A 15,216-nucleotide genomic window follows, 5' to 3' on the forward strand; every position below is an offset into this window, starting at 1 on the left:
GATGTTCCCGTCACCGTCGGAAGCATCGGCAGGTGAAGGGACGGGGGTGCCGCTTTCGGGGACGCCGTTCATGCTCATCGACCTTCTCCGCATGCATTGCGATAGCGGTCGGATGTCGCGCCGCTTCCATCGCAGGAAACAACTGGCGCAAAGGTCAGGGCAATCCATGGCAATAGGACTAAAGAATGTGCCGTCGGACTAAGGTCCTCTCATGAATTGGACTTTAGTCTGGCAAAGGCGGCTTCGTTGCCAGGATCAGCGGAACGCGTCGCCGGCTGGGATGATTTTCAGCGCGACTTTCGATAAGCGATTTCAAATGATCTCATGTAGAGCGTGCAGTGATTTTGCGCGTGATCCGAACCACCGCTGCCGCCTACGTGCACCTCAAAGGAAGCTCGCCTCGAACAGCTCGCGCGTATAGGCGTCATGCGTCGTGCCTGCCTGCAAATCCGCCTTGCTCAACTCGTCGACGAAGGTGCCGCCCTTCATGATCAGCACCCGATCGCACATATGGGCGATAACGGCCAGATCATGGCTGACGAGGACATAGGTCAGGGAGCGCTCGTCGCGCTGATCTGCCAGGAGGTTGAGGATTTCGGCCTGGATCGACACGTCGAGCGCCGAGGTCGGCTCGTCGAGCAGCAGGATCGGCGGCGAGAGGATCAAGGCCCGGGCGATCGCGACGCGCTGGCGCTGTCCGCCGGAAAGCTCATGCGGGTAGCGGTTGGCGAAGGCCGGCGGCAGGCCGACCTGGCGCAATGCCTTTTCGACCTTTGCCCAGCCATCGTCATGTCCCATGGCACGCAGCGGTTCGGCGAGCGCCGTGCCGATGCGGTGGCGCGGATGCAGCGAGCCGTAGGGATCCTGAAACACCATCTGGGCATGCCGCAGCTCATCTCGCGTGCGGGTCTTGCCGACGACCTTGCCGGCGAGTCCTATATCGCCGGACCACCCTTTTTCCATGCCGGCCAAGCAGCGCAGCACGGTCGACTTGCCGCATCCAGACTCGCCGACAATGCCGAGCGTTTCTCCCCTGCCGACATCGAAGCTTACCCCTCTGACGACATGGTTCTTTGTCTTGCCGGAGGTAAAGACGACATCGAGATCGCGTACGCTAATCATCGGCTGGTCTCCAGATCGAGCTTTGCCCGGTCGAGCACGGCCAGGCGGCGCACCGGCCTGCGCGGGTCCGGCAAGGCGGACATCAGCCCGCGCGTATAAGGATGCTGCGCATCTTCCAGGCGCGTCAGGGTCTCGACGATGCGGCCGGAATACATGACGATGATGCGCTCGCAGAAGGCCGCGACCATGCGGATATCGTGGCTGATGAGCAGCAGCCCGGAATCGTTCTCGCGCACCAGCTCGTCGAGCAGAGTGAGCACATCCTTGCGCACGCTGACATCGAGGGCGGATGTCGGCTCGTCGGCGATGACGAGCTTCGGCTTTGCCAGGAGCATCATAGCGATCATGACGCGCTGCCCCATCCCCCCCGAGATCTGATGGGGGTAGAGCGCCATCACCCGGTCCGGATCGCTGATACGGACGCGCTCGAGCATGGCGCGCGCAGCATCGCGCGCTTTGCCGCCATGCAAACTCAAATGCAGCCGCGCGGCCTCGGCGATCTGCTTACCGACGGTCAGCACCGGATTAAGGGAATAGCGCGGGTCCTGCATGATCAAAGCAATATCCTTGCCGCGCAGGGCGCCCATCTGGCGCTCCGACCTGTCGAGCAAGGAGACGCCGTCGAGCGCCATGCCTTTGGCCGTGATGCTTGCGCTTGGCGGCAGCAGGCGCATGACCGCACGCCCCGTCGTCGATTTTCCGGAGCCGGATTCGCCGACGACCCCGACGCGCTCGCGTCCGACATCGAAACTGACATCGGAGACCGCCGCAAGCGAATTGCGACCGAACCGGACGTTCAGGCCCTGCACGGAAAGGATGGGCTCACGATCTGGCATGGCGGGGATCCAGAATGTCGCGCAGCGTGTCGCCGACGATGTTGAAGGCCAGACTTGCCAGAAGGATCGCAATGCCGGGCATGACGGCGACCCACCAGAAATCGAGCATGTATTTGCGTCCGTTGGAAATCATCGCGCCCCATTCCGGCGCCGGCGGCTGGGCGCCAAGCCCGAGGAAGCCGAGGGACGCCGCTGTCAGGATGATGCCGGCCATGTTGAGCGTCAGGCGCACGATGACCGAGGGGATGCACATCGGCGCGATGTAGAAGAACAGGATCCGCAGCCTCGAGGCTCCATAAAGCCCGGCGGCGGCGACATAATCGGTGTTCCTGACGACGAGCGCCTCGGCGCGCGCCAGTCTTGCAATCGGCGGCCAGGCCGTCAGCGAGATGGCGATGATCGCCGTCGTCAGGCCGGCGCCGAGTGCGGCGGCAAAGGCGAGCGCCAGGATCAGCGACGGAAACGAGAGCACGATATCGGTGGCGCGCATCAGCAGCGCATCGATACGGCCGCCGAAAAAGCCGGCGACCACGCCGATCAGAAGGCCGATCGGCCCGACGATCACCGAAATCGACAGCACCGTCTGGATGGTGATGCGCGTGCCGAAAATAAGGCGGCTAAGAATATCGCGCCCGAACTCGTCGGTTCCGGCCAGATGCGCAAGACTTGGCGGTTTCAGCGCATCCGAAAGCACCTGCACATTCGGATCATAGGGCGCCAGAAGCGGCGCGAAGATCGCGATCAGGCACAGCAGGGCAAGAATGATGAAGCCTGTGAGGCCGAGCGGCTCGTGCGCGAGCTTGCCGCCGGCGCTTTTCAGGGTGCCCATCATGCGGCTCATCATGTTCGGCGGGCGGACGGTTATCTCCGCATGGATCGTATCGCTCATCGGGCGGCCTCCCTGGTGCGCGGATCGAAGACCGCATAGGCGATATCCGCCAGGAAATTCAAAAGCATGAAAAAGAATCCGACAATGATGGTCGCCGCAAGAATGGCATTCATGTCGCCGATCATCAGGGCATTCGTCATGTATTGACCGATCCCCGGCCAGGAGAAGACGATTTCCGTCACCACCGCGCCCTCGAGCAGCCCGCCATAGGAGATGGCGAGGATGGTGATGAGCTGCACGGCGATATTGGGGAGAACATGGCCGACGATCGTTCGCGCCGGTCCGACCCCCTTGGCGCGAGCCGCGATCACATAATCCTGACCGAGCTGCTCCAGGGTGAAGCTGCGGGTCATGCGGGTGATATAGGCGACCGCCGCATAGGCGAGAATGAAGGCAGGCAGGATGATATGGCCGAGCGCATTCCAGAAGATATCCGTCTCGCCCTGCAGGAGGCTGTCCACCAGCAAGAGGCCGGTTCGTGGCGTGACGATGCCCTCGTAGTAGACATCGACGCGGCCAGGGCCACCGACCCAGTTCAGGCCTGCATAGAAGACGACGAGCCCGACGATTCCGAACCAGAAGACCGGGATGGAATGGCCGACGAGGGAGACGACGCGCGCGACCTTGTCGATCAGCCGGTCACGGAACAGCGCTGCGACAAGACCGAGCGGCACGCCGACGAAAGTCGAAATGACGACGGCGAGCGTCGCAAGCTCGAACGTCGCCGGAAAGGCCTGGGCGAGATCGGCGGAGACGGGATTTCCCGTCAGGATTGCCGTGCCGAAATCGCCATGAGCAAGACCCTTGAGATAGATGAAGAACTGCTCGTATACGGGAAGATCCAATCCGAGCCGCTGGCGCACCGCCGCATAGGCGGCAGGATCGGCCAGCTCGCCGACGATCGCCCCCACAGGATCGGCCGGCAGAACACGGCCGATCACGAAGGTGACCAACAGGAGGATGAAGAGGCTGACGATCAGATGCGCGATGCGTCGGCCGAATTCGGCTACGGACAGTTCCTTCATGATCGGCTGCCTTCGATTGCTTACTCGGCGTCGGCCTTGGTCACGTTCTCAAGACGGGTCATCTGGTTGGGATGTCCGAGATAGCCCTTGACCCTGGCGGAAAGAACGAGCGGCTCGAACCGTTCGAAGAGCGGCAGCAGCGCCGGCTTCAGGTCGACGAACATCTGCTGCATCTGGGTATAGAGCTCTGTCCGCTTCTTGGCATCGGGCTCCACCGAGGTCTTTTCGGCCAATGCCGTCAATCCGGGGATATCCCATGCCGAACGCCAGGCGAAGTTGCCGGCATTATTGGCCTCGAGCCGGTTGTCGGGATTGTTGGCGAAATCATCCATGGAGCCCAGAACATTCGGCATCAGCGCGCTGGTCTGCGGCAGCAGCAGGTCGAAATTGCGCGCGCGGTGGGCGGCGATGATCTCGGAACCATTGCCCTGCTGTATCTCGACCTTGATGCCGATCTGGCCGAGCGAAGCCTGGATGGCGGTTGCCAGATCGATGCGCGGCGTCTGCGAGATTGTCTTGAGCGTCAGCGAAAAGCCGTGCTTGAAACCCGCTTCCGCGAGCAATTGCTTTGCCTTGGCGACATCGAGGTGCCAGTCCGGATTCGGCAGCGCGTATTCGAAATTTTCCGGAACGGGAATGTTTCTGGCCCGGCCGTAAGGACCCATGATGGTCTTCTCGATGCCCTTGTAGTCGATGCCATAGGCGATGGCTTCGCGAACCTTGGGGTTGGCGAGATACTGGTTGCCGGCGTTCATGGCCAGCACATAGAAGCCACCCGTCGGCACGCGCTGGATGACGAAATTGCCCTTGGTCTCGAAGGTCTCGAGATCGGACTTGGACAGCGCGTTGCCGATATCGATATCGCCGCGATCGAGCATCAGCCGCTCGACCTGACTTTCCGGCACATGGCGGATGATGACGCGCCGCATCTTCGGCGCGCCACCGACATAGGTCTTGTTGGCATCGAGAATGACGATCTCGTTCGGGGTCCATTTGTTGAGCGTGAACGGCCCGGAGCCTGCCGAATGGGTGCGCAGCCAGGCGTTTCCGGAATCGCCGTTTGCCACATGCTTCTGCACTTCGGCACTGTCGACGATGCTCGAAACGCCCAGTGCCAGCCGATAGAGCAGCCCATCAGCCGTTACCTTGTCCGTCAGGTCGATACGCACAGTCTTGGTATCGACCGCATGGATCTGATTGGCGATCGTTTCAGCGGAATAGCCGATGCGCTTGAAATAGGAGGAACCCGACTGGTTGAGCTTCATCAGCCGGGTCAGCGAGAAGACGACATCATTGGCGGTAACCGGATTGCCGGAAACGAAAGCAGCATCCCGCAATTTCAGCGTCAAAGACTTGCCGTCATCAGCCCAACTCTCCGCCAGCTGCGGCACGATCCTGCCGTCCGCGGTCGTCGCGACAAGGCGATCGTAGAGATTGGCAAGGATTTCGAGCGCCTTGGGTTCGGTGGCCTGCTGAGGGTCGAGGGAAAGCACCTGTGCGAGCGACGTGCCGATCACCAGTTGATCTTTTGGCGTGGCAGCCTGAAGCTGCGGCGCTGCCAGTGTCAGCATGCCGATTGCACCACCGATAAGCATGGCCTTCGAAAAGTGCTTCATTATGCTTCCTCCCTCGATTACAATATAATACGTATGATGTTATTCAGATGTCGTATTATGATTTATCGAAGATCGCCGGGGTTTGCAAGACCGTGCGGACAGCTTGATGCAAATGAACCAGGGGACCAGGAATGACGACACTCGGCCGGAGCCGGCAAAGACTGGCGCAGCAAGTCATCGATCAGCTTCGCGCGCAGATCGAGACCGGCAAGCTGCGGACCGGCGATCAGCTGCCGACGGAACCGAGGCTTGAAGCGGCTTTCGGTGTCAGCCGCACGGTCATACGCGAGGCGATCGCGGATCTGCGGGCCGCCGGCCTCGTCGAGCCGATCCAGGGCAAGGGTGTTTTTGTCGCCGACCTCACGGAACGCTCCGGGCTGATGCTTACCCCAGTAGAGATCAAAAGCATCCCGGAAACCCTGGAATTACTGGAGTTTCGCATGGCGACCGAGGGCGAAGCAGCCGCAATCGCCGCCTACCGCCGCACGGCGGAGCAGGAGGCGGCGATAGGCAGCGCCAACCGGAAGATGGCCAACCTCATCGAGCAAGGCCAATCAACGGTCGAGGCGGACTACGAATTTCACATGGCGGTCGCCGCCGCCACGAACAACCGTTTCTACGTCGATGTGCTTAGGCATTTCGGTGCACGAACCATTCCCCGCAGGCAATTTCCAAACCTGCTCGAAGCCAATGATCCCGCCTACCTCGCCAAGGTCCATGCCGAGCACGGCGAAATCCTGGCGGCGATCGCGGATCAGGATCCCGAACGTGCGCGCCAGGCGATGCGCGCGCATATGATGGCAAGCCAGCGGCGATATCGCATGCTCGCCGAGCAGCAATAACACTCGACACCTTTTGAAATTCATATTATGTCATATGATATCGAACAATCTTATGGGAGAGACGCTCAGTGTATGTAGGGACGCAGGTCGATGCGCGGGACGACGATGACTACCGCGTTTTCGCGCAATTGGGGCTCAAGCACATTTGCGCGGACCCGCCGGGAAGGCCCGAGAGCTGGACACTCTCCGACCTAGAGCGCTTCCGCGACAAGATCGAAAGCTTCGGGCTTATTCTGGATATGATCCAGTTGCCCCTGCCCTCCAACCCGATCGAGCGTGCCTCCTATCCGGATATCCTGCTCGCAGGACCTGAGCGGGACCGGCAGATCGACGCCGTCTGCAAGCTCATCGAGGATGTCGCCGCTGCCGGCATCCCCGCCGTGAAATATAATCTCAACCTGATCGGCATCCCCCGCACTCCGGACGAGCCGGGACGCGGCGGTTCGCTGAATGCAAGCTTCCGCTGGGACAAGGCGGATCACCAGGCGGCACCCGGCCTTGCCGGCGTGCTGTCGGAAGACGAGAACTGGGAGCGGATCGACTATTTCCTGGAGCGCGTCGTCCCCGTGGCGGAAAGCAACCGCGTCCGTCTCGCCTGCCACCCGCACGATCCCTATACGCCGCCCGGCTACCGCGGCGTCACACGTGTGCTTGGCACCGTGGAGGGCCTGAAGAAATTCGTGCTGATGCGCGAAAGCCCTTATCACGGCCTCAATTTCTGCCAGGGATCGGTCGGCGAGATGCTCGACAATCCGCGCGAGGAGATCGACGATATCATCCGCTGGTTCGGCAACCGGGGCAAGCTCTTCAACGTGCATTTCCGCAACATCCGCGGCGGCAAGCTGTCCTTCATGGAGACCTTCCCGGACGAGGGCGACATGGACATGGTCCGCTCCACCAGGGTCTATAAGGAAGTCGGCTATCAATACATGCTGATGCCCGATCATGTGCCCACGATCAGCGGCCGGGATCCCACCGGCGTCGCCTTCGCTTTCTGCTACGGCTACATCGCCGCCCTTGTTCAGTCGCTCGAAGGCGCCTGAGAGCCATTGCCCATACCAATCGATAGTAGGATTCCAAGATGAACCCGATAGAACTGAAAAAGGCCGTTGGCAGCGGTCTGCTGTCCTTTCCCGTCACCCATTTCGACAGCGACCTCAAATTCGACGAGGCGAAATACCGCCGCCACGTCGAATGGCTGTCCGGCTATGATGCCGCCGCCCTTTTTGCGGCGGGCGGCACCGGCGAATTCTTCTCCCTCAATCCCATCGAGGTCCCGCAGGTCGTCCAGGCCGCGAAGGCTGTAGCCGGCAACACGCCGATCATTTCGGGAACCGGATACGGCACCTCGATCGCCGTCGAGATCGCCAAGGCGGCCGAAAAGGCAGGGGCTGACGGCCTGCTGCTCTTGCCGCCTTACCTGATGTTTGCGGAACAGGAAGGTCTGATCGCCCACGTCAAGGCGGTCTGCAGGTCGGTCGGCATCGGCGTCATCGTCTATAATCGTGACAATGCCGTGCTCAGCGCCGACAGCATCGCGCGGCTCGCCGACGAATGCCCGAACCTGATCGGCTACAAGGACGGCGTCGGCGATGTCGACAAGGTGATCGAGATCACCACCAAGCTTCAGGATCGCCTGGTCTATGTCGGCGGCATGCCGACGCATGAAGTCTATGCGCAGGCCTATTTCGCAGCCGGCGTTACGACCTATTCCTCCGCCGTCTTCAACTTCGTCCCCGCGCTTGCCCAGCGTTTCTACGGCGCCCTGCGGACCGGAGACCAGGCAACCGTCAATGAAATCCTCAAGGGCTTCTTCTTCCCGTTCGTCGCCCTGCGCAACCGGAAGAAGGGCTATGCGGTCTCGATCATCAAGGCCGGCCTGCGCGTGCTCAAGGAAGATCCCGGCCCGGTGCGCCCGCCGCTGACCGATCTGACGCCTGAGGAGATCGCCGCACTCGCAAGGATTATCGAAACAGCCAAGGCCGCGTGAATTACAGGCAAACATGTGCAAATGATCGTCGGACGCCGGCGATCACCCTTTTGGTAGGAGGAGGAACTCTCGTGGTTCGGTTATCATCTGGAATTTTTGCCTCGGTCATCGCCGCCTCGGCAGTGCTCATGGCGACGGATAGTGCGCTTGCAAGGACTTTCGTCTATGTCTCGGCGGCAACGGACGGGAAGATCGACAGCTACAGCATGGACGAAACGGCGGGCACCCTGACGCCGGTTGCAGGCATCGACGCCGGCAGCATGGTCATGCCGATGACCGTCAGCCCCGACAGGAAACATCTCTATGCCGTCGTGCGCTCGCAACCCTATCGGGTGCTGACGCTGGCGATCGATCCCGCAACCGGAAATCTGACGCAGGAGGCGGTTGCGGCCCTGCCCGACAGCATGCCTTACGTATCGACAGATCCCTCCGGACGCCTGCTCCTTACCTCCTCCTACGGCGGAAACAAGATCGCGGTCTTGCCGATCGGCGCGGATGGCCGCGTGACGGATGGCGCCCGCCAGATGATTCTGACCGGCCGCAATGCTCATTCGATCGTCAGCGACCCCACGGGCAAATATGTCTTTGCGACCAATCTCGGCTCGGATGCCGTGCTGCAGTTCGTACTCAATCCCGAAACCGGCATGCTGGAGCCGAACAATCCGCCTGCGATCGCCACCAAGCCCGGCTTCGGGCCTCGCCACATCGTTTTCTCTCCGGACGGGAAATCGGTCTATGTGGTCACCGAACTGACCGGCCATGTCATCCACTACAGCCTCGACCCGGCGAAGGGGACGCTCAGCGAGGTCGAAAGCGTCGCATCGGTTCCGGACGATGCCGGCCTGTCCCCGGGCATTGCCCCACCGCCACCACCCCCATTCAACGCCACGGCGCCGGCGGCCGCACCTGCCGACGACGGCAAGCCGAAGGTCTGGGCTGCCGATATCGGCATCACTCCGAACGGCAAATTCCTTTACACAACCGAGCGAACCACCAGCAAGATCGCCCTGTTCCACGTTGCGGACGGGAGCGGAAACCTCACCTATGTCACCAATTACCCGACCGAGAAGCAGCCTCGCGGCATCCGCATCGATCCGTCGGGCCGCTTCCTTGTGGCGACAGGCGAAAAATCCGACAAGATCACCGTCTATGCCATCGACCAGGCAAACGGCGCGCTCACGCCGATCGACCGTTATCCTGTCCATGCCGGCGCAAACTGGGTCGAAATCGTCACTCTGCCCTGAGGAAAAACAAAGATCCCGGCCACTCCGCTCCGCTATGGGACGGAGTAGTGGCCGTTCTGCCTCCGCTTCCAGAGTGGAGCAGAGCTTTCCCGCCACTCGAGAAGGACTTTTCGAGGACCTCCATCGCACGGGATCATGCCATGTCTGGTAGACACAAAGGCAGCCGCGTCGCCTTAGGCTGGACCGGGCAGTATCCCTGAAATCTTGAACCGCTCAATTCGCCCCACCAGCACCCAATAGCTGACGACCGCGCCTATGACATGCAGCCCGACATAAAGGAGCGCACCATGAAAGGAGCCGGTTCCGTCTATGATGTAGCCGATTGCGACCGGAGTGATGACCCCGCCGATACTGCCTGCGGCGTTGAACAGCCCGCCCGTCAAGCCGATCGCTTCCTTGGGCGCGGTGTCGGCAACGACGGTCCACCCCAACGCTCCGAAGCCCTTGCCGAAGAAGGCGGCACACATGATCGCAACGACAATGGCGTTCGCATCCGTGTAGTTGCACAGGATGATCGTGGCGCTCAAGCCAAGACCGATGGTGATCGGAATCTTCCTGGCAAGGCTGAGTGAGCCCGATTTGCGCAGCAGCCAGTCGGAGAAAAATCCGGTCGAGACACCGCCGATGCATCCGAAGATCGCCGGCAGGGATGCCACGAACCCAGCCTGAAGCATGGAGAAGTGCCGTTCCTGAACCAGATAGCTCGGAAACCAGGAAATGAAGAATGTCGAGAGCGTCGAAATACAATATTGAGCCAGGAATATCCCGAGCAGCATGCGGTTCGTCAGGATTTGCCGGGCGACCTGACGGGCGGAAACCTGCGGTTGGTCGCCTTTGACCTTCTCTCCGCCCACGTCGGTCAATGCCCCGCCGGCCTTTTAGGCGATCTCCTCCTTCGTCACCCGCGGATGGCGGCCAGGCGCGAAATAGGCCAGCCACCAGACGACTGCCAAGAGCAAGCCGATCGCACCCATGACGGAGAAGATGTGCTGCCAGCCGAGATAATGGAACAGCGCGCCCATCAGAGGCGTGAAGACGGCAAGAGAAAGATACTGTGCCGAGTTGAAGATTGCGCCGGCAACGCCTCGCTCGTCCGAGGGGAACCATGCGGCAATGATGCGTGCGGAGGCCGGCGTTACCGGCCCTTCCAGCAGTCCAAGCACAAACCTCAAGACATATAGCGCGACCACCGGGTAGGCAAAATAGCCGACTCCGCTGACGAGGGTGATCGCGATCGACCATCCGGCCAATGAAATCAACATGGCAGCCTTCGCGCCCGTCCTGTCGACGATATAGCCCGATGGCACCTGCGCAATGAAGTAGCTCCATGAGAATGCCGAAAAGAGCCAGCCCATGTTTACGGCGCTGATGCCCAGATCCTTGGAGATGCCGGGGCCGGCGATGGAAAGGGTTGCCCGGTCTCCGGTGCTGACGGCCAGGATGACGGTAATGAGTGCAAGTACGATGAACCTCTGGTAGCCGCTGCGGGATATGGCAATGGGTTCGGAAACATATGTTGTCATCTAGAGAACCTTTCGGGATGTCTGTGTCCTGCAACGCCCTGCAATGGTTGCGCATTCAACTTTGATAGGGGAGCACGCCGTTCGAGCGCAGCCAGCCGTGCTCGAACCGGGCTTTATGCCTCAACGATGGACGACCCGGTGCGCGCGAGCCTCAAGCCGCAGCAACCTGCCGCTGAAATGCTGGCAAAGGTGATAGATCTCCTTGCGTCGCACATCCTCCTCAAGGCTCCTCAACCTCTTCTGACGATCCTTACCTGCCGAATTCTGATATCGACAAGAATCTGAAATCTGATATACCAGATGTCACACTCACGAAGACACGTCAACGAGATTCAAGGAAATGATCGAAACGAAGAGGCAGGGGGCAGACCGCATCGCAGCCTTTGAAAGGATCGATCCGGCCTTTCAGATTACCGTGCGGGATCATGTCTACCGCGCGATCAGAAGCGCCATCCTGTCGGGTGCTTTTGCCACCGGCGACAGGATCAATGAACGGCAGCTGGCGGAGCAATTCGGCGTCAGCACAACGCCCATCAAGGAAGCATTGCGCCAGATCGAAACGGAGGGGCTGGTGGAGACCCTGCCGCGCCGGGGCGTCGCCATCCGCTTCGGGACGCAGTGGGCAGAGGAGATGATCCTTGCCCGCGCGGCACTTGAATCAATGATCGCTCACCTTGCCGCCAAACGGATAGACAAGCGATCGGGAACCGAGCTTCTTGCCACCGTGGATATCATGGAAAAGGCAACGGCATCCGCAGACGCCGATAGGCTGATTGTACTCAACGAGACGTTTCACGATCAGATTCATCGCAGTTCCCGCTGCGGATATCTTGCCAAACTCATCGAGCGTCAGCAATTTTACGACGCTAGTATTCGCCGCGTCATTCATCTCGACCCCGCGGAACGGCAGAAAGCCTTTGATGAACACACAAATATCGCCAAAGCGATCGTGGCCGGCGATGCCGATTTGGCGGAACGGTTGATGCGAAATCATGTCGTCCGTTCGGGCGAAACCTATCTCGGCATCGTTTTTGGAAAGCGAACGGATATTTCTGCAGACACTTCATTGCCGACCGACCGCTCCGGGCTGCGCTGACGTTGCCACCAGACCGAGGGCTGATGAATGGCCGGCGCCGTGCGATCAGGGCCGCCAATCGTGGATCGCGGAAGCGGACGTGATACGGCTCTATCCAGGCAAGATCAGCCGGATGACTTCAGGTCTGTTCGACCTGAAATCTGAATCCGTCTTTCGACGAGAAACCAAGCCCGCCTCCCAACATCTTCGGCGATCATCTCGAGACTCGGCTTCCGGGCAAGCGAGACAATCGCCGAGGTAACGGCCGCAAGGCTGCGAAGCCTATTTTGGCGTCAGGCCGATCAGAACTCAGACCACTCCTGCTGGAGATGCTTGAGCGCGGCATTGCCCTTTGTGACAGGAGCGGCGCGTGCAGCAAGCCGGCCCGTTGCCGGGGCCGAGGCAGGCCGGGCGACGGGTCTTGCCTGCGGCGCCATACGCTCGGCTTCGCCTGTGCGGAAGGCGCTGAGGAGTTCGCCAAGGCGCTTGCTCTCTTCGGCCAAGCCTGCGCCGGCCGCGTTCATCTCTTCGACCATGGCGGCATTTTGCTGTGTCGCCTGGTCCATGTGATTGACGGCGCTGTTGATCTCCGAAAGACCCATCGACTGTTCCTGAGCGGCAGTGGCGATCGCATCCATATGCTGATTGATCTGCAGGACCAGGTCGGCGATAGCAGCAAGGCCCTCGCCGGTGTCGTTGACAAGCTTCACGCCCTCGCCGACGGCAACTTCGGAATTGCCGATCAGAGCCTTGATCTCTTTGGCGGCATTGGCCGAGCGCTGGGCAAGCTCGCGCACTTCCTGGGCGACCACGGCAAAGCCTTTGCCGGCTTCACCCGCACGCGCCGCCTCGACGCCAGCGTTGAGCGCGAGCAGATTGGTCTGGAAGGCGATCTCATCGATCACGCTGATGATCTGGCTGATTTGTTTGGACGAATGCTCGATCCTGCCCATGGCGTTGACGGCATTGCTGACGACCTGGCTGGAATTTTCTGCCCGCAGCCGGGCGCCGCGAACCAGATCGCGTGCATCGCCGGTCCGCTTGGAGGTCGACTGGACATTGGCCGTAACCTCTTCAAGTGCGGCCGCCGTTTCTTCCAGCGATGCGGCCTGCTGCTCGGTGCGCTTGGAGAGGTTATCGGAAGCCTGCGAGATCTCGTAGCTGCCGCTGTTGACGAGCGACGCGGCCTGGCCGACCTGCGTCATGGCGGCGCGAAGCTGGCTGACCGATGAATTGAAGTCGTGACGCAGGGCTTCGAATTGCGCAGCCAGTGGCGTTTCGATCTCACAACGCAGGTCGCCGGATGCGAGATGACGAAGTCCTGTCGCAAGTGAACCCGTTGCCTGCAGCAGCCTCTCTTCGGCCTCCGCTTCGGCACGGCGCTGGACCTCGACGCGTTCATTCTCCGATGCAACGCGCGCCTCGGCGGCTTCCGCTTCGAGCGCCTTGTTACGCAAGGCTGCCTGCTGAAACACCTGTACGGAACGCGCCATGGCACCGATCTCATCGCGCCGTTGGACGCCACCGATTAAGACCGAGAGGTTGCCTTGGGCGAGTTCGGTCATGGAATGGGTCAGCGCTCCGACGGGCTTGGTAACGCGGAAAACGATGACGCAGATGCCCGTGATGCTCAGAATCGCCGCGACGAGGAAGGTGAGCCCGTAAGCGATCAGGCTGACGAATGCATCATTCTGGCTGGCGGCCGCCGTGGCGACCATGCCATCCGCGGCTGCCGCGGCGGTGTTCGTGATGGTCAGAAGGGCGGCGTTACCAAGCGGGCGCCAGTCGTCGAGGGACATGGCCTTCTTCTCACCGGCTGCGAACCTGGCAAGCAACGCGTTGTGTTTTGTCGCGAAATCACCGCTGAAATAGGTCGTGCTGGCGACTTTGTAGGCGTCCTTGACCACCTGCGGTGTCGCCGGATGATTGACCAGCGTGCCGATCTGTCCCCAGGTGAAGTTTGCAGTATAATCGAACTGCTGGATCTTGCTGACGTCCTCAGGCTTCATCGCCTGCCCGGAAGCGAGCGTGTTGACGAACGACAGGTTTGCGGCACCCGCTGTCGCGCGCGTGTACCATGTCAGCGCACGGATCTGAATAAGTGCCGTCATTGAGGGATCATTCGCGCGGATCTCGCTTTCAATCGCGGCCGAACCTGCTTCAAGAGCAGTCAGGAACTGCTGGCCGATGTCCAACGTCGTGGCCTGCAGGGTCGGGTCGCGATCGGCGAGCTTCTTGACGACTTCGCCATCGAGCTTTGAACGGAATGCTACGACCCGATCATATGTGCTCATGACGTCGGCAATCGGCGCTTTGAGCGTTGCGCCGTCAATATTTGCGGAGACCGATTTTGCGTCGGCCATATACTTGTCAACGATAGTCCTGTCCGTTTTCAATAAGGCGAGCGTCGCATCTTGCGCACCAAGCTCGAGGCTGGCGAGCGATGACCCGTCGCCTCGCTCGTTGCGAAAGTTGGCGAGCGTTTGGAAGAGCGCGCGGTCGAGCATTGTGAGCCTCGAGACATCGGCATAGGTGCTTTCGCCGCGATAGGCATGGAGCATGGACGACCCTGTCAGCACACACAAAGCGATGCTGAGCAAAAGGAAAATTCCAACAAGTATATTGCGAAGAGAAAAAATCATAATTGCTCACCTACATTCGGGTGCCGTAACGCTAACCCGCTTCGCCGAAACCCATATTTCTGGAGCTCTTATGGTGTAATTTCTGAAAGAAAAGCAGCCCGTGAGCCGTCGAGGCGCCGCCCGACCACAGGCGCGTCATGCCCTGCCCAATCAGAGCCAAAGTTAGCCGGTCTTTATTGAAACGGAATTAATAGCGCCCCCTAAAAATATATGGGATTAGTTACTGTCCGGCTTATGCTCCCGCCAGCAGGCGAATTTGAACAATATTTCCCTATAAAAAGCAGCGAAAACTAATGTACAAAATACAAAAATGTAGGCCGAAATACTCAATACCTTAGGTGATGTTGACAAAGTATGGCAACCAGATCTTGGCGGCGGCGATAGCCAGGAAAGCAGCGTATGATGTTTTGGT

General features: G+C 60.4%; 11 protein-coding genes and 1 pseudogene. 5 read left to right on the forward strand and 7 right to left on the reverse strand.

From position 1 onward, the window contains the following. Positions 1 to 384: 384 nt before the first annotated feature. The 5 genes from Q4Q11_RS17425 to Q4Q11_RS17445 are packed head-to-tail and all read right to left on the reverse strand — an operon-like array spanning position 385 to position 5,488. Positions 385 to 1,122 (reverse strand): ABC transporter ATP-binding protein, encoded by a 738-nt coding sequence (locus Q4Q11_RS17425; RefSeq protein ID WP_112502443.1) that lies wholly within the window; start codon positions 1,120 to 1,122, stop codon positions 385 to 387. Next, entirely contained in the window at positions 1,119 to 1,958 is an 840-nt protein-coding gene (locus Q4Q11_RS17430) for an ABC transporter ATP-binding protein (protein WP_498570285.1), read from the reverse strand. The genes Q4Q11_RS17425 and Q4Q11_RS17430 overlap by 4 nt, the downstream gene beginning before the upstream one ends. Continuing rightward, positions 1,945 to 2,847, reverse strand: coding sequence for an ABC transporter permease (locus tag Q4Q11_RS17435; protein ID WP_498570286.1), 903 nt, complete (start codon positions 2,845 to 2,847; stop codon positions 1,945 to 1,947). The genes Q4Q11_RS17430 and Q4Q11_RS17435 overlap by 14 nt, the downstream gene beginning before the upstream one ends. Then, a complete protein-coding gene (locus tag Q4Q11_RS17440) occupies positions 2,844 to 3,872 on the reverse strand; it encodes an ABC transporter permease (RefSeq protein WP_498570287.1) in 1,029 nt (342 codons plus the stop codon). Before Q4Q11_RS17440 ends, Q4Q11_RS17435 begins: the two co-directional genes overlap by 4 nt. Before the next feature lie 20 nt (positions 3,873 to 3,892). Next, the gene (locus tag Q4Q11_RS17445) at positions 3,893 to 5,488 is read right to left on the reverse strand and encodes an ABC transporter substrate-binding protein (RefSeq protein ID WP_498570288.1); all 1,596 of its coding nucleotides are present in this window, start codon (positions 5,486 to 5,488) and stop codon (positions 3,893 to 3,895) included. A 131-nt stretch (positions 5,489 to 5,619) separates the two neighbouring features. Here Q4Q11_RS17445 and Q4Q11_RS17450 point away from each other — a divergent pair, with 131 nt between their 5' ends. From Q4Q11_RS17450 to Q4Q11_RS17465, 4 genes are all read left to right on the forward strand, one after another. Then, positions 5,620 to 6,330 carry a FadR/GntR family transcriptional regulator gene (locus Q4Q11_RS17450; protein ID WP_498570289.1) on the forward strand — a complete coding sequence of 237 codons (711 nt, stop codon included), beginning with the start codon at positions 5,620 to 5,622 and terminating at the stop codon, positions 6,328 to 6,330. Positions 6,331 to 6,398: 68 nt separating this feature from the next. Beyond that, the gene (locus Q4Q11_RS17455) at positions 6,399 to 7,373 is read left to right on the forward strand and encodes a mannonate dehydratase (RefSeq protein ID WP_498570290.1); all 975 of its coding nucleotides are present in this window, start codon (positions 6,399 to 6,401) and stop codon (positions 7,371 to 7,373) included. A 38-nt stretch (positions 7,374 to 7,411) separates the two neighbouring features. Next, on the forward strand, positions 7,412 to 8,320 hold the full coding sequence (kdgD, locus tag Q4Q11_RS17460) for a 5-dehydro-4-deoxyglucarate dehydratase (protein ID WP_498570291.1): 909 nt from the start codon (positions 7,412 to 7,414) through the stop codon (positions 8,318 to 8,320). 71 nt (positions 8,321 to 8,391) lie between these two features. Beyond that, positions 8,392 to 9,564, forward strand: a complete 1,173-nt coding sequence (locus tag Q4Q11_RS17465) for a lactonase family protein (RefSeq protein WP_498570292.1) — start codon at positions 8,392 to 8,394, stop codon at positions 9,562 to 9,564. A 173-nt stretch (positions 9,565 to 9,737) separates the two neighbouring features. Here the strand turns inward: Q4Q11_RS17465 and Q4Q11_RS17470 are convergent. Continuing rightward, a pseudogene (locus Q4Q11_RS17470) lies at positions 9,738 to 11,087 on the reverse strand (MFS transporter). Between the two features lie 340 nt (positions 11,088 to 11,427). On the opposite strand from Q4Q11_RS17470, the gene Q4Q11_RS17475 reads away from it, so the two are divergent. Further along, on the forward strand, positions 11,428 to 12,183 hold the full coding sequence (locus tag Q4Q11_RS17475) for a GntR family transcriptional regulator (RefSeq protein WP_498570293.1): 756 nt from the start codon (positions 11,428 to 11,430) through the stop codon (positions 12,181 to 12,183). Positions 12,184 to 12,464: 281 nt separating this feature from the next. On the opposite strand, the gene Q4Q11_RS17480 is transcribed toward Q4Q11_RS17475, so the two are convergent. After that, positions 12,465 to 14,804: a methyl-accepting chemotaxis protein gene (locus Q4Q11_RS17480; RefSeq protein ID WP_498570294.1), complete on the reverse strand. Its 2,340-nt coding sequence runs from the start codon at positions 14,802 to 14,804 to the stop codon at positions 12,465 to 12,467. Positions 14,805 to 15,216 lie beyond the last annotated feature (412 nt).

It is taken from the genome of Rhizobium sp. UFLA01-1127, from assembly GCF_059803845.1.

What these genes read in the sequence shown, in the direction of transcription:
- Q4Q11_RS17425 (WP_112502443.1), bottom strand. Translation starts at nt 1,122, where the DNA reads ATGATTAGCGTACGCGATCTCGATGTCGTCTTTACCTCCGGCAAGACA.
- Q4Q11_RS17430 (WP_498570285.1), bottom strand. Translation starts at nt 1,958, where the DNA reads ATGCCAGATCGTGAGCCCATCCTTTCCGTGCAGGGCCTGAACGTCCGG.
- Q4Q11_RS17435 (WP_498570286.1), bottom strand. Translation starts at nt 2,847, where the DNA reads ATGAGCGATACGATCCATGCGGAGATAACCGTCCGCCCGCCGAACATG.
- Q4Q11_RS17440 (WP_498570287.1), bottom strand. Translation starts at nt 3,872, where the DNA reads ATGAAGGAACTGTCCGTAGCCGAATTCGGCCGACGCATCGCGCATCTG.
- Q4Q11_RS17445 (WP_498570288.1), bottom strand. Translation starts at nt 5,488, where the DNA reads ATGAAGCACTTTTCGAAGGCCATGCTTATCGGTGGTGCAATCGGCATG.
- Q4Q11_RS17450 (WP_498570289.1), top strand. Translation starts at nt 5,620, where the DNA reads ATGACGACACTCGGCCGGAGCCGGCAAAGACTGGCGCAGCAAGTCATC.
- kdgD (WP_498570291.1), top strand. Translation starts at nt 7,412, where the DNA reads ATGAACCCGATAGAACTGAAAAAGGCCGTTGGCAGCGGTCTGCTGTCC.
- Q4Q11_RS17475 (WP_498570293.1), top strand. Translation starts at nt 11,428, where the DNA reads ATGATCGAAACGAAGAGGCAGGGGGCAGACCGCATCGCAGCCTTTGAA.
- Q4Q11_RS17480 (WP_498570294.1), bottom strand. Translation starts at nt 14,804, where the DNA reads ATGATTTTTTCTCTTCGCAATATACTTGTTGGAATTTTCCTTTTGCTC.